We start from the raw sequence: 13,128 nt of genomic DNA, 5'->3' as shown, positions 1-13,128 counted from the left end.
CCCGGGCGCTAGGCCCCGGCCCTGCGCGTTGCTCCGGCCGGACGCGCCGCACCGGGATCGCCGGCCGGCCCGATGCCGTACTTCATCAACGGGACGACAGCCGCCCGGATGAAGGCACGCGCGGCCTGTTCATCGTCGAAATCCACACCCGCGGTGGGCGTCAGCATCAGCGAATGCGCCATCCGGGCGATCAGTTCCGCGACCGGCCGCGGATCGTAATGCGCCAGCACACCCTGTTCCTGCCCGGCCGCCAGCACGCCCGCGATGTATTCGATTCCCTGGGAAACCATTTCCTCGCCGCGGACCGTGTAGAAGCCGAGCGCTTCTTCCGGTGCCACCGCCAGCAATTGGGTGACCAGCGGATGGGTCCGGGTCTGCCGCAGCACGAACAGTACGGTTTCCTCGATCTGGGCGTCGACCCCCTCGGTCGTCGACGCGATCGCCGTCGCCTCGGCGAGTACCCGCGCGATCTCGCGCGACAGCGCCGCCTCGATCAGGGCGTCCTTACCGGAGAACCGGCGGTAGATGGTCACCCGGTTGATCCCGCAGCGGCGCGCGATATCGTCCAGACTGCTCCGCCGGACGCCGACCTGCAGAACCCGCGCGAGTGTCTCGTCGAGAATCCGTTCGTCGACTTCGTCATAGCTGCGGAACATGTAGCGGAATTATAGTCCGCGTTTCATTGTGTCAGCGCTGGTCACCGGCTGCGGCATACGCCAGCAGTCCCTCTACCGCCCGCTCCGCGCTCTGTGCTGCACTCTCCATCGTGGCCGACCAGTCGGTCCGGGTCCAATCCCCGGCCAGCATCAGATTCGGTATCGAGGTCCGCTGCGCGGGACGTAACCCGGCGGTGCCCAGCACCTGCGAGAAGGTCGCCTTGGGCATTTTCACGACCTGCGCGTGGACCACCTGCGCCTCGGCCGCCTCTGGGTAGTACCGGCGGATCAGCGCCAGTTGCTCGGCGACGATCTCGTCGTTGCTCTTGTGGATCTGCTCGTAGGCGCCGCTGGTGGTGAGACAGTAGAGCCAGGCACCGTCGGGTGTCCGGCGATGCATACGCTGCCGGTCGAAGACCTCGTCGATCACCCCGGTACCGCCGATGAGGGCTTCCATGGCCGATTTCGTCCGCAGCGGACGGTCCAGGTACAGGTTGGTACTGACGATCGGGGTGACACCGAGTTTGTCGGCGGCGGCATAGATTTCGGCGTGTTCGGGCAGATCGTCGAGCAGGCCGTGGATACGGGAATTGGGGACCGCGCAGATCACCGCGTCGGCCGGGATCACGGAGCCGTCCACCAGCTGCACACCGGTCACCAGCCCGTCGGTGACGACGATTTTGCGGGCGACCGTGCGGAATCGGACGTCCACACCGTATTTTTCGAACACCCGCTCGGCGCCGGTGATGTAGAGGGTGTCCAGGTCGACCGTCGGATATCCGATGGTGACCCCGACGCGGTCCTGCATGCCGATCCGGATCCCGGTGGCCAGCACATCGGCGAACACCTTCGCCGATTCCCGCTGCACCGGTTCGGCGGCGATACCCAGCGCGAGCCAATCCCACAGCGCTTCCCGGGCTTTCGCCGGCATCCCGACCCGCTCGAACCACTGTTCGGTGGTGATATCGGCGAGATCGGCGGGCTGGAACAGCGCCTGCCGGCCGAGGCGCGCGGTCGCCCGCAGGGCCCGGAGCCGATCCAGCGGGCCGGCTTCGGGATGCGCACCGAGCAGGGTGCGCACAGCACGGAAACCTGTGGTGTGCAACAGCACCGCGCGACCGCCGGGCCAGCGCAGACTGCCCCGCCCCGGGAACTCCACGTACTCGCGCGTGCCCACGCTCTCCAGGTACCGGAACAGGCTGCGATACCCGCTGGCCACCACATGCTGGCCGTTGTCCGGGGTATCGGCCACCTCGGCGACCCGCATCGCCTGCGTGCGCCCGCCGAGGCGGGGACGTCGTTCGAGGATTGTCACCTGTTTACCGGCCTCGGCCAACCAGACTGCGGCGGCGAGCCCGGCCAGCCCGCCCCCGATCACGACATACCGGCGGGAATCGTCCATGCTGCGCTCCAAACGTAGACCTCGTTATTGACACAATGTAACGCGATCAATACATTCGTTTCATGGGTTCCGCAAACACGGGTGCCGAGATTCCCACCCGCCACCCGTCCGCCCCGGTCGCCGTCCCCGGGCTGACGCCGTTCGCCAAGATGATGGGCATCGGTGCGCCCGATGCCACGACGTGGACGGCCATGGGCGAATCGCTGCTGGTCGGCGACGAACCGATGGATACGCTGGTCGACTGGATGCTGCGCACCGGAATGGGGACCACCCGGCCCCTCTTCGAGCAGGCCGTGACCCAGGGAATCGACACCGTCACCGACGCCCCGCAACCCCTGCGCGATTTCTTCACCGCGGTCGAAACTCCGCCGGACTGGCTGGACGAACAGCAGCTGCGCCGGGGCGAGCAGGTGCTGCGCCGCGGCGGCTACGACGGGCTGTACCTGGCCCGGGACGTCTCGTTCCTCGGCGGCTACCTGGCCTCCGGTTTCAACAAGACCCTGCTGCGCACCGGCGCCCTCGAAAAAGGCCCCGCCCAGCGCTTCGCCGAAACCATGCAGTGGGCGCTCGACGTCCAGAACGGGATGGGCAGGTTCGAGCCCGGCTACCGGTCCACCCTGCACGTGCGGTTCGTGCATTCGCTGGTCCGCCGCCATGTCGCGGCCATGCCCGACTGGGACGAGCGCGCCTGGGGTGTGCCGATCAACCAGACCGATATGGCCGCCACCCTGGTCGGTGCGCTCATCGCGCCGTTCATCGGTGGCCTCGCGATGGGAATCGTACCCTCGCGTGCCGACCGCGAGGCCGCCGCCCATCTGGCGCGCTACGTCGGCCATCTCATGGGTGTCGCCGACGAATGGCTGCCCACCGGTTATCGCGACAGCGTGCGCATTCTGTATCACACGATGACAGCCATCACCAACCCCGACGACACCACGCGCCAACTCGCCCTGCCCATGGCAAACGACCCGCTGACCTGGAACTATCCGAATCTTCCGTGGCTGCGCGGGCAGGTCGCGCGGGCGCAGCACCTGTCGATCGCGAGCATGTATCTCGGCCCGTCCGCCATGCGAAAACTGGGGCTCTGGCCGTATATGCCGCCGTGGTATCCGCTGCTGCGCCTCCCGGTCAACCTGGCCCGCAGTGTGGCCACCCGGATCAGCCCCGCCGCCCGGCGGCACGCGGAGGAACGCGGGCTGCGCGAACAGGCCGCGTTCAAGCGGCTGCTCGTCGGTTCCGATCCGGCGGAGGTGGGCATGTCCGCCCACCATCTGCAGGCCACGGCATAGCCGCGACCAGGCCTGCCGGGACGGGTCGCGCCGCGTGGCTCCCGCGCCGAAACACGTTGTCCCCGAAGGAAGCGGGCTGGCAGGATCACTGATCGTGCGCGACTACGAAACGCTCGTCGACAAAGTCCGTGGCGCCCTGGTGGGCGGCGCCGTCGGCGATGCTCTGGGCTGGCCGATCGAATTCCTCTCCCGCAACGAGATTGTGCGGCGGTACGGCAGTCCGGGCGTCACCGGTTTCCTGCCCGGGCCGGTGCCGGGCGAGCCCGCCGGTATCACCGACGACACCCAGATGACACTGTTCACCGCCGAGGGGCTGCTTCGCAACGCACCCGGTCGCGACGCGGTGCCCGCGCTGCGCCGTGCCTATCTGCGCTGGCTGCGGACTCAGCACGCGGCGGGCCCGGCGCCCGAACCCGATGGATGGCTGGCCGCGCAGCGTTTCCTCTATGCCGTCCGGGCACCGGGCAACGCCTGTATGACCGGCCTGCGCCGGCAATCCACCGACTTTCTGGAGCCACGGCCGTTCGGCGAACCCGGTCCGGTGAACGCGCATTCCAAGGGCTGCGGGACGGTCATGCGGTCGGCGCCGTTCGGGTTGACCGGTTCGGGTCCGGCCGCCGCGTTCGACCTCGCCGCCCGGTGCGGCCAGCTGACCCACGGTCACCCCACCGGCTACCTCGCCGCCGGTGCGTTCGCGGCCCTCGTGGATCACTCGATCCGGGGTGCCGACCTACGAGCGGCGGTGCGGGACGTGGTGGCGCGGCTGCGCGCGATCCCGGAGTCCGGGGAAACGGTCGAGGCGCTCGAACACGCGGTGACGCTGGCCGATACGGAGCCGGCGTCCGCGGCGGGCGTTCTCCAGGCGGGCGAGGGGTGGATCGCCGAGGAATGCCTCGCCGTGGCCGTCTACTGCGCTGTGTCCGCGCAGTCGACCGGGGATGTGCGGGGGGCGTTGCTCCTGGCGGTGAACCATTCCGGTGATTCCGATTCCACCGGCGCGGTCGCCGGGAACCTGCTCGGAGCCGCGCACGGCCTGTCGGCTCTCCCGATGGAATGGGTGGGCGAGGTGGAGGGCCGGGATGTGCTGATCCAGGTCGCCGACGATCTGGTGACCTGCTTCCACTACGGCGACCGCGCCCGGATCTCAGACCGGTATCCACTCGACGCCGAGCCCGAGAGCTGAGCGGATGACCAGCACTTTCACCGACACTTCTGCGAAAATGCGGATCGGGGCCCGCCGGGCGGTTATAACGTAAGCCGGGCCCCATCGGCGAGCGATGGCCTACGCCGTAGACCGAGAAAGACGGGAAATATGGAGATTCAGGGAGCACGTGCAATCGTCGTCGGAGGCGCCTCCGGGATGGGGCGGGCCAGCGCCGAACAGCTCGCGGCCCGCGGCGCGAAGGTCGCCGTGGTCGACCGGACCGCCAGTGCGGGCAGCAAGGTCGCCGCCGACCTCGGCGGGTCCTTCTTCGAGGCCGATGTCACCGACCACGCCGGGGTCGAATCGGTACTGGCCGAGGCGGTGGAGCAGCTCGGTGGTCTCGATATCGCAGTGAACACCGCCGGCGGCGGAATCGCCAAACGCACCCTGTCCAAGACCGGGCCGCACGATCTCGAATCGTTCACCCAGATCATCAACCTGAACCTGATCGCCACCTTCAACCTCAACCGGCTGCAGGCGTGGCATATGAGCCAGGGCGAACCCAATGCCGACGGCGAGCGCGGTGTCATCATCAACACCGCCTCCATCGCGGCGTTCGAAGGGCAGATCGGGCAGGTCGCCTACACCGCCGCCAAGGCCGGTATCGCCGGGATGGCGCTCACCATGGCCCGCGACCTCGGCTCGGTCGGGGTACGCGTGCTGGCCATCGCGCCATCGCTGTTCGATACCGGCATCCTGGCCGGGGTGCCGGAGGAAATGGTCACGCCGCTGGTCGCGGGGAACGCCTTCCCGAAGCGGATGGGCCGGCCCGGCGAATACGCCAAACTGGCCTGCGCCATCGTCGACAACGCCATGCTCAACGGCCAATGCCTGCGCCTGGACGCCGGGATGCGATTCGCCCCCAAGTGATTCGGTGATCCGCCACGGGCGGGCCGGTGGTCCGCCCGCCCGCGGCCGGGGCCGTGCGCGCCGCAGAGCGGACGCGCACCATAATGTTGTCGATGCAGAGCAGTCCGGGCCGGAACCCGGCGGCCCTGCGCGCAGGTCCGGAGCGACGGCCGCCGTGCCCAGCTCGCATCCCGCGGCTCATGGCCGCGTTTCGCACCACTGGAGGTGGCCATGAGCCTGGAAGCCGTGCGACCCGCGGAATCGGTGGCCGATCGCCTCACGCTCGAACGCCTCGGAGACCACCGGTTCCGGGGCCGCGTCCACGACGGCCCCGCCCGGCGTAGCTATGGCGGTGAGGTCGCGGGCCAGGCAGTGCTGGCGGCGGGACACACCGCGCCCGCGGACCGGCCGATCCATTCCGCGCAGACCTATTTCCTGCTGCCCGGCGATACCACGGTGCCCACCGAGTTCGTCGTCGAACCGGTGCGCGACGGAGGTTCCTTCTCGACCCGGCGGGTCGAGGCGATCCAGAACGACCGGGTGATCTTCACGATGCTGGCGTCGTTCCATAAGGAAGAAGAGGGGCTCGAACACCAGGTCGCGATCCTCGACACCCCGGGACCCGACGACGTCCCCGATCTGGACGCGGTATTCGCGGGCCACCCGGACGCATTGGAATGGACCGGCACCTTCCTCGACGCCCTCGGTATCGATGCCCGGTTCCCGGACCCGCTCGCCCGCGCGCAGGCCATGCGCGGCAAGGCCGCCCCGGCCCGGCAGCGGGTGTGGTTGCGCACGCGGGCACCGCTGCCCGACGCGCGGCTCGAGCAGGCAGCCTGCCTGATGTATCTGAGCGACCTGCTGCTGCTCTCGGCGACCACCGGGCCGCACGGCGAGGAACTGCAGGGCCGCGATCTCCAGGTGGCGACCATCAATCACTCCATCTGGTTCCACGCACCCCTGCGGGTCGACGACTGGTTCCTGCACGACCAATACGGCCGGTGGGCCGGCGGCGGCCGCGGCCTCGCGCACGGCGAAATCCTCGACCGCTGCGGGCGATTGTGTGCGACCACCATGCAGGAAGGCCTGATCCGGCGCCGCTGAACGCCCGTCGACCGGCTCGCCCGCGGTTGGCTCCGGGCAGCCGACGGCATCGGGCAGCCAATACCCCACCCGCACGGCCGCTGAGCTCGGCACGACCGGCAGCAGCGGTTCCGGTACAGCGCGAACGCCCGGCCGCGGCTCCGGCTCTCTCGTTCCGGTCGCCGGACGCGGCTACCGTTGCGAACCGTCGCCGGCGGTTTCCGGAGCACGGCCGGCCGCCGGGGTATCCGTATCCGCGGGCGGTTCCGCAGCGGTTACCGGGAGTGCGAATTCCACACCGGTCAATTCTTCGGCCACGCCCCACAGCCGCCGCCCGGTGTCGGGATCATGGGCCAGCGGCGAGGCGGGCACGGCGACCGGCGGCCCCACCAGGCCCCAGCGGTTCGCCGGGCCGAAGAAACCCGCGCCCGGTACCGCGGGGTCGACCGCGGCCCGCAGGATGGGCTGCGCGCCTTGTTCCGGCGTCTGGGTGACCAAGTGGGCCAGGGCCATCACGACCCGGCTGTAGGCGATCCGGGCGACCAGGCTCTTCTCCCGGAGGATGGTCGAGCGCACGCCGCCGGGATGCGCCCCGACCGAGAGCACCGGCGACCCGGCGGCCGCGAGCCGGCGCTGTAACTCCACCATGAACGTGGCCGAAGCCATCTTCGACCGTGAATAGGTGACGAGCCGGCCGAAACTGTGTTCGGACTGCAGATCGTCGAAATCCAGTGCCGCATTGCGGCTGCCGTGGCTGAGACTGCCCACGCTGACCACCCGCCCGGCGGGCGCCGCGGTGATCAGGTCGATCAGTTGCGCGGTGAGCGCGAAATGTCCCAGGAAGTTGATCCCGAAATCGCTTTCGAATCCGTCCACGGTGAGCGTCCGGGTTCCGGCCACGACCCCCGCGTTGTTGATCAGCAGATCGATACGGGGCAGTTCGGCGTGCAGGCGTTGCGCACAGTCGGCGATCGAGGCCAGGCTGCCGATATCGACACGGGTCGTGCGGATATCGGCATCCGGTACCGAATTCTCGATATCTTTCTTGGCCGCGGCGGCCGCGGTGTCGTTGCGGCAGGCGAGAACCACCCGTGCCCCGCGGCGGGCCAGCCCACGCGCCACCTCCAGGCCGATACCGGTATTCGATCCGGTCACCACTGCGGTACGTCCGGATTGATCGGGCGCTGCTGCCATTGTCCACGGTTCGTTCGACGAGCTCACGGCATTTATCCAGTTCCAGCGGGTGGATGCCGCCCGCGGCCGCGATCTCCTCGCCCACCGGCGGGCAGCCGGTTCAGCCGAAGTATAAGACAGTTCTCGATAAAGGAGAATACGATTACCCGAGGCGCCGGAGACCGCGCCGGAGATCCACGCGCCTCGCTAGTGGACCACCGTGAGCCCGGTCTTCCGGCCGACCCCGCCCAGTATCAGCCGCTCCTCGGCGCTGCCCGGCGACCGCACCGGCCCCGACGGCCACCAGTCGTCGAGCGCGACCACACCCGGGTCGATCAGCTCGAGTCCCGAGAAATAGGACACGATGTCCTCCCGGCTCCGGAACCAGCCCGACCCCAGGCCCTTCTGGACGAAACGCCGCTCCACTTCGCGAGCGAGCTCGTGATCGGGCGCACCTTCACCCGGATCCCAGAAATGGGTGAGCGCCACATACGAGCCCGGGCTCAGCGCGTCCACCGCTCTGGCCATGATGCCCGCCGGATCGGCGGCATCCGGTATGTGGTGCAGCACAGCGCCCAGGATCACCGCGACCGGCCGGTCCCGGTCCAGATACCGCCAGACCGCCGAATCGGATCCGAGCACACCGGGATCGGTCAGATCGCCGTGGAGGTAGACGGTGTCCTCGTTGGTTTCCAGCAGCACCCGCCCGTGCGCGCTGACCATCGGATCGTTGTCCAGATAGACGACCCGCGCCCACGGATTCACCAGCTGGGCGATCTCGTGTGTATTGCCCACGGTGGGCAAACCCGCACCGGCATCGAGGAATTGCTCCACGCCGACGACCCCGGCCAGATAGCGCACAACCCGGCGCAACCACGCCCGGTTGCGGCGCGCGACGGCGCGCATACCAGGTGCGACCTCCAGAATCGCCTCCAGGGCATGGCGATCGGCATCGACATTGTCCTTCCCCCCGAGCGCGGCATCGTAGACCCGGGCGATACTCGCCCGGGAGGTATCGACCCCGGCCGGGGGCAGCCCGGGAGCCGGCGAGCGGAACGGTGAATCTGGCATCGGTTTCTCTCTATCCGGTTGTGGTGGAGCGCGATAACAGTAGACAGGGCTCGACAGTCCAGACGGATGTGACGCCGCGAATTCATCGCGCCGCTGCCGAATTCGCCGAAAAATCTTTCCGGGTACGGTGTTTGCCCTGCTCGAACGGCGAAATTCGGTGGCATCGCGGCGGCCGGACGATCATGATGAGGTCGCGTCCGGTACCCGGACGCCCACGCCGCCGGTCGGCGGGTGGAGCGGGAATCGGGAGGGCCGCGGATGAACGGCAGGCGGGATGTCCTACTGGAGGGAATCGTCGGCTCGACGGCCTACGGCTTGGCAGGCCCGGGCAGCGATATCGATTACGCCGGAATCTATGTCGAGCCCACCCGTAACCTGCTCGGCCTGCGCCCGCCGCAGCGGCAGACCCGGCAGGGCCGCGACGGCGCGGACGCCACCTATCACGAGATCGGCAAGGCCATGCGGCTGATGCTGTCGTGCAATCCGACCGCGACCGAGATCCTCTGGCTCGACACCTACACCGCCGACACCGGCTTCGGCCGGGAGCTCATCGCGCTGCGTGGCAGCTTCCTGTCCGCACAGCGGGTGCGCGACGCGTTCTTCGGCTACGCCACCAGCCAGTTCCGGCGCCTGCTCGCCCGCGACGGCGAACCGGCGGCCGCGACGGCCCGGCGGGCCAAGCACGCCCGGCATACGCTGCGTCTGCTGTGGCAGGGCTACGAGCTCTACACCACCGGCCGGCTGCCGATCCGGGTTCCCGATCCCGAGCGCTACCACGCGCTGGGCGACGCCATCGCCGACGACCCCGGTGCGGAAGCCGTCCGGCGGCTGGTGGCCGAGTACGAGCACCGTTTCGACACCGCGGTGACCGTCCTGCCGCGGACTCCGGACGAAGCACCGCTGGACGACCTGCTGCAGCGGATCCGCCGGGCGCATCTGGATTCCCCGGAAGCCGCCGCCCGCGAGGGAGCGGCGTTCTAGAGTATTTCCTACGACTCGCGCGCATCCGCCCGTTCCCGCGCGCGCACCCAGAATCACCGAGCTCGGAGTCGCTCATGAGCCCTCTCGACAGCGCGCCCGCCGCATCGCGCCGCTACCACCGGCTCGATATTTCGCATCCCGAATTCTGGGCCCGGGATTTCGGCGCCCGCGACGAGGTGTTCGCCGAACTCCGCGCCGAACCCGGTCTCACCTGGCACGCGCCGCCACCGGCGGTATTCCCCCATTCCGAACCCGGCTACTGGGCGGTGACGCGGCACCACGATATCGCCTTCGTCAGCCGCCATCCCGAACTGTTCACCTCCACGCTGGGAATCAGCATGGACCCGATGCCCATCGAGGTACAGCGCCCCACCACCTTCTTCCTCACCATGGACCCGCCGCAGCACACCCGCTACCGGCGGCTGATCAGTTCGGCCTTCACACCGAAACAGGTGCGGCGCATCGAATCCCAGATCCGCGCCAATGCCACCGAGATCGTCGACGAATTCCTGGTGCGGTTGCGATCGGGCGAAACGGTCGATTTCGTGGACAGCCTCGCCCGCAAACTTCCCATGCGCACCATCTCGGACATGATCGGTATCGATCCCGGTGACCAGGACGCGGTCGCGTACGCGGCGGAGGCGATGTTCGGTTCCAGCGACGACGAATACGCCGCGCTCGAGGAACGCGCCACCTTCTTCATGACACAATTCGGCATTCTGCACCGCGCGGGCACCGAACTGGCGCAGCGGCGCCGGGCGCAGCCGCGCGACGATCTGATGTCGGCGATCGTGGCCGCCGAAGTGGACGGCCACCGGCTCACCGACGAAGAAATCGGCGCGTTCATGGTGCTGCTGGCCTCCGCCGGCAACGACACCACCAAGCAGACCACCTCCCACGCGTTCAAGGCGCTGGCGGAACGGCCCGCGCAACGGGAATGGCTGCTCGAGGATTTCGATGCCCGAATCGGGGGCGCGGTCGAGGAATTCGTGCGCTGGGCGACGCCGGTGATCCATTTCGCCCGGCACGCGGTGACCGATACCGAAGTGGCCGGCACCCGGATACGAGCCGGGGAAAAGCTCGTCCTGTTCTATTGTTCGGCCAATCGCGACGACACCGCGCTCGACGATCCGCAGATCTTCGACATCACCCGCACCCAGAATCCGCATTCGGGATTCGGGGGCGGCGGCGCTCACTTCTGTCTGGGCGCCTGGCTGGCCCGGATGCAGTTACGGCTGCTGTTCGCCGAACTGCTCACCCGGGTGCCGGAGGTGGTGCTCGGCGAACCCGAGTACGTGCACAGCGATTTCGTGCACGGTATCAAGCGGATGCCGGTACGTCTGGCCTGATCGCCGGGCGGCGCCCCGGCCCGGCTACTACGCTGATCGGCGTTGTCTCCCCTTGACGAAAGGACAGCCCGAGATGAAGACCCAGCTGAACTGCCCCTGCGGCGAACACCTCACCGGCGCGAACGAGGACGAACTCGTCGATGTCGTGCGCAAGCATCTGGCCGAGAACCACCCGGGTCACGACTACACCCGCGATCAGATCCTCTTCATGGCCTACTGACCAGGCCCGCCGCGCCCGTACCGGCCGCCGGTCCCGGCCGGGTACGGGCCCGTGTCCCCTCCGCGTCGACCGTGAGCGACGAGACCGCCGGGGGCACCGTGTTATATGGATCCGGACGGCGCAGCCCGCCAGGAAGGATCCCCCATGGACGACCACACTCTCGCCGCGACCTTGGCCGCGGAAGCCGGTGAACTTCTCCTGTCGATCCGAGAACTCGGCGGCCGGGTCGGTGACCTGCGCTCCAACCGCCTGCTGCTCGACCGATTGGCCCGGGCACGGCCGGCGGATCTCGTGCTCTCCGAGGAATCCCCCGACGACCTGGCGCGTACCGAACGGTCCCGGGTGTGGATCGTCGACCCGCTCGACGGCACCCGCGAGTTCGGTGAGCCGGGGCGCACGGATTGGGCGGTGCACGTGGCACTCGCGATCGACGGTGACCCCGTGGTCGGTGCCGTCGCGCTACCGGCAGCGGGGACGGTCCTGCACACCGGGCAGCCGCCGGTACTCGCCGACCCGCCCCCGCCGGGCACCGTGCGGGTCGCGCTGTCGCGCAGCCGCCCCTCCTTCGATGTACTACGGATGGTGTCCCGGCTCTCGGCGATCGAGGTGCCGATGGGTTCGGCCGGGGCCAAGGCGATGGCGGTCGTGCGCGGGCAGGCCGATATCTACGCGCATTCCGGCGGGCAGTACGAATGGGACTCGTGCGCCCCGGTGGCGGTCGCTCGCGCGGCGGGGCTGCACGTCTCCCGGCTCGACGGATCCCCGCTGCGCTACAACCGCCCCGATCCGTATCTGCCGGATCTGCTGATCTGCCGGCCGGAACTCGCCGAACAGGCGTTGAAGGCGCTGTCGGAGTAGCTCGCTCGCGGCGACCCGAAGCGGCGTGACCGGCCACGATCCGCGAGCTTGCGGTTCGTCCGTGCGCGCGGCCCCCGGCTTCGCACAGAATGGTCGGACGTTTCCCGTAACGACAGGAGTTGAACAAGTGAGCGGTCGACTTGCCGGCAAGGTTGCTTTCGTCACCGGGGCGGCGCGCGGCCAGGGTCGCGCGCATGCCGTGCGGCTCGCGGCGGAGGGCGCGGAGATCATCGCGGTCGATCTGTGCGCGCCCCTGCCGCCCGCGGTTCCCTACGATTCCGCGACCCCGGACGATCTCGACGAAACGGTGCGGTTGGTGGAAGGTGCCGGTGGCAAGATCTTCGCCACCGTCGCCGATACCCGCGACCTCGCCGTGCTGCGCGCCACCGTGGACGACGGCGTCGCCCGCTTCGGCCGCCTCGATGTGATCGTGGCCAACGCCGGCATCTGCATCCCGCAACCCTGGGACGAGATCACCCCGGAATCGTTCCGGTCGGTCCTGGACACCAATGTCACCGGCACCTGGAACACGGTGATGGCGGGTGCACAGCACATCATCGACGGCGGGCGCGGCGGTTCGATCATCCTGATCAGTTCGGCATCCGGCGTGTCCATGCAGCCGTTCATGGTGCACTACACCGCCAGCAAGCATGCGGTGACCGGGATGGCGCGGGCGTTCGCCGCCGAACTCGGGAAGCATTCGATCCGGGTCAACAGCGTCGCGCCCGGGCCCGTGGCCACGCCGATGGGGTCGGGCGATATGGTCGGCGCCCTCACCCGCGCCGGGGAGACGAACGAATTGCTGGCCAAGATGAACACTCCGCTGCTGCCGGAGGGCGTCGCCATGCCCGAGGACATCGCGGATGCGGTGTGCTGGCTGGCGAGCGAGGAGTCGCGATTCGTCACCGCGAGCAGTATTTCGGTCGATCTCGGGTCGGCGCAGTACTGACCACCGTTGCGTCGCGTCGCCGCTCGCCGGGCGGCGTCGCGACC

13 protein-coding genes are annotated in these 13,128 nt (G+C 68.9%); 9 read left to right on the top strand and 4 right to left on the bottom strand.

Features of this window, described 5'->3' with window-relative positions:
* Positions 1 to 8: 8 nt before the first annotated feature.
* Together ACQEVO_RS12070 and hpnE are read right to left on the bottom strand one after the other, a co-directional pair.
* Complete coding sequence (locus ACQEVO_RS12070; RefSeq protein ID WP_432912252.1) at positions 9 to 656, bottom strand: TetR/AcrR family transcriptional regulator; 648 nt, start codon at positions 654 to 656, stop codon at positions 9 to 11.
* Between the two features lie 31 nt (positions 657 to 687).
* Positions 688 to 2,058 (bottom strand): hydroxysqualene dehydroxylase HpnE, encoded by a 1,371-nt coding sequence (gene hpnE, locus ACQEVO_RS12065; protein ID WP_432912249.1) that lies wholly within the window; start codon positions 2,056 to 2,058, stop codon positions 688 to 690.
* Positions 2,059 to 2,120: 62 nt separating this feature from the next.
* On the opposite strand from hpnE, the gene ACQEVO_RS12060 reads away from it, so the two are divergent.
* The 4 genes from ACQEVO_RS12060 (at position 2,121) to ACQEVO_RS12045 (ending at position 6,504) form a co-directional block, all read left to right on the top strand.
* Positions 2,121 to 3,347 (top strand): oxygenase MpaB family protein, encoded by a 1,227-nt coding sequence (locus ACQEVO_RS12060; RefSeq protein ID WP_432912246.1) that lies wholly within the window; start codon positions 2,121 to 2,123, stop codon positions 3,345 to 3,347.
* Between the two features lie 94 nt (positions 3,348 to 3,441).
* A complete protein-coding gene (locus tag ACQEVO_RS12055) occupies positions 3,442 to 4,530 on the top strand; it encodes an ADP-ribosylglycohydrolase family protein (RefSeq protein ID WP_432912244.1) in 1,089 nt (362 codons plus the stop codon).
* Positions 4,531 to 4,659: 129 nt separating this feature from the next.
* On the top strand, positions 4,660 to 5,421 hold the full coding sequence (locus ACQEVO_RS12050) for an SDR family NAD(P)-dependent oxidoreductase (RefSeq protein WP_432912241.1): 762 nt from the start codon (positions 4,660 to 4,662) through the stop codon (positions 5,419 to 5,421).
* Positions 5,422 to 5,631: 210 nt separating this feature from the next.
* Positions 5,632 to 6,504: an acyl-CoA thioesterase gene (locus ACQEVO_RS12045; RefSeq protein ID WP_432912239.1), complete on the top strand. Its 873-nt coding sequence runs from the start codon at positions 5,632 to 5,634 to the stop codon at positions 6,502 to 6,504.
* Between the two features lie 171 nt (positions 6,505 to 6,675).
* On the opposite strand, the gene ACQEVO_RS12040 is transcribed toward ACQEVO_RS12045, so the two are convergent.
* Positions 6,676 to 7,704, bottom strand: coding sequence for an oxidoreductase (locus ACQEVO_RS12040; protein WP_432912237.1), 1,029 nt, complete (start codon positions 7,702 to 7,704; stop codon positions 6,676 to 6,678).
* Positions 7,705 to 7,863: 159 nt separating this feature from the next.
* Positions 7,864 to 8,727 carry an SAM-dependent methyltransferase gene (locus ACQEVO_RS12035; RefSeq protein WP_432912235.1) on the bottom strand — a complete coding sequence of 288 codons (864 nt, stop codon included), beginning with the start codon at positions 8,725 to 8,727 and terminating at the stop codon, positions 7,864 to 7,866.
* A 258-nt stretch (positions 8,728 to 8,985) separates the two neighbouring features.
* On the opposite strand from ACQEVO_RS12035, the gene ACQEVO_RS12030 reads away from it, so the two are divergent.
* The 5 genes from ACQEVO_RS12030 (at position 8,986) to ACQEVO_RS12010 (ending at position 13,084) form a co-directional block, all read left to right on the top strand.
* Positions 8,986 to 9,708, top strand: coding sequence for a nucleotidyltransferase domain-containing protein (locus tag ACQEVO_RS12030; RefSeq protein ID WP_432912232.1), 723 nt, complete (start codon positions 8,986 to 8,988; stop codon positions 9,706 to 9,708).
* A 74-nt stretch (positions 9,709 to 9,782) separates the two neighbouring features.
* Complete coding sequence (locus ACQEVO_RS12025; protein WP_432912231.1) at positions 9,783 to 11,057, top strand: cytochrome P450; 1,275 nt, start codon at positions 9,783 to 9,785, stop codon at positions 11,055 to 11,057.
* Positions 11,058 to 11,130: 73 nt separating this feature from the next.
* The gene (locus ACQEVO_RS12020) at positions 11,131 to 11,277 is read left to right on the top strand and encodes a DUF1059 domain-containing protein (RefSeq protein ID WP_280399403.1); all 147 of its coding nucleotides are present in this window, start codon (positions 11,131 to 11,133) and stop codon (positions 11,275 to 11,277) included.
* Between the two features lie 144 nt (positions 11,278 to 11,421).
* Complete coding sequence (locus ACQEVO_RS12015) at positions 11,422 to 12,135, top strand: 3'(2'),5'-bisphosphate nucleotidase CysQ (protein WP_432912228.1); 714 nt, start codon at positions 11,422 to 11,424, stop codon at positions 12,133 to 12,135.
* A gap of 127 nt (positions 12,136 to 12,262) precedes the next feature.
* The gene (locus ACQEVO_RS12010; RefSeq protein ID WP_432912225.1) at positions 12,263 to 13,084 is read left to right on the top strand and encodes a mycofactocin-coupled SDR family oxidoreductase; all 822 of its coding nucleotides are present in this window, start codon (positions 12,263 to 12,265) and stop codon (positions 13,082 to 13,084) included.
* The last annotated feature ends 44 nt before the right edge of the window (positions 13,085 to 13,128 follow it).

This window comes from Nocardia sp. CA-290969 (assembly GCF_050936135.1).
Taxonomy (GTDB): Bacteria; Actinomycetota; Actinomycetes; order Mycobacteriales; family Mycobacteriaceae; genus Nocardia.
The sequence above is the reverse complement of the archived record's forward strand: the minus strand, read 5'-3'. Positions and strand labels throughout refer to the sequence as shown.

Coding starts and splice junctions, on each gene's coding strand:
- ACQEVO_RS12050 (WP_432912241.1), top strand. CDS start 4,660: ATGGAGATTCAGGGAGCACGTGCAATCGTCGTCGGAGGCGCCTCCGGG.
- ACQEVO_RS12045 (WP_432912239.1), top strand. CDS start 5,632: ATGAGCCTGGAAGCCGTGCGACCCGCGGAATCGGTGGCCGATCGCCTC.
- ACQEVO_RS12015 (WP_432912228.1), top strand. CDS start 11,422: ATGGACGACCACACTCTCGCCGCGACCTTGGCCGCGGAAGCCGGTGAA.
- ACQEVO_RS12060 (WP_432912246.1), top strand. CDS start 2,121: ATGGGTTCCGCAAACACGGGTGCCGAGATTCCCACCCGCCACCCGTCC.
- ACQEVO_RS12035 (WP_432912235.1), bottom strand. CDS start 8,727: ATGCCAGATTCACCGTTCCGCTCGCCGGCTCCCGGGCTGCCCCCGGCC.
- ACQEVO_RS12020 (WP_280399403.1), top strand. CDS start 11,131: ATGAAGACCCAGCTGAACTGCCCCTGCGGCGAACACCTCACCGGCGCG.
- hpnE (WP_432912249.1), bottom strand. CDS start 2,058: ATGGACGATTCCCGCCGGTATGTCGTGATCGGGGGCGGGCTGGCCGGG.
- ACQEVO_RS12025 (WP_432912231.1), top strand. CDS start 9,783: ATGAGCCCTCTCGACAGCGCGCCCGCCGCATCGCGCCGCTACCACCGG.
- ACQEVO_RS12030 (WP_432912232.1), top strand. CDS start 8,986: ATGAACGGCAGGCGGGATGTCCTACTGGAGGGAATCGTCGGCTCGACG.
- ACQEVO_RS12070 (WP_432912252.1), bottom strand. CDS start 656: ATGTTCCGCAGCTATGACGAAGTCGACGAACGGATTCTCGACGAGACA.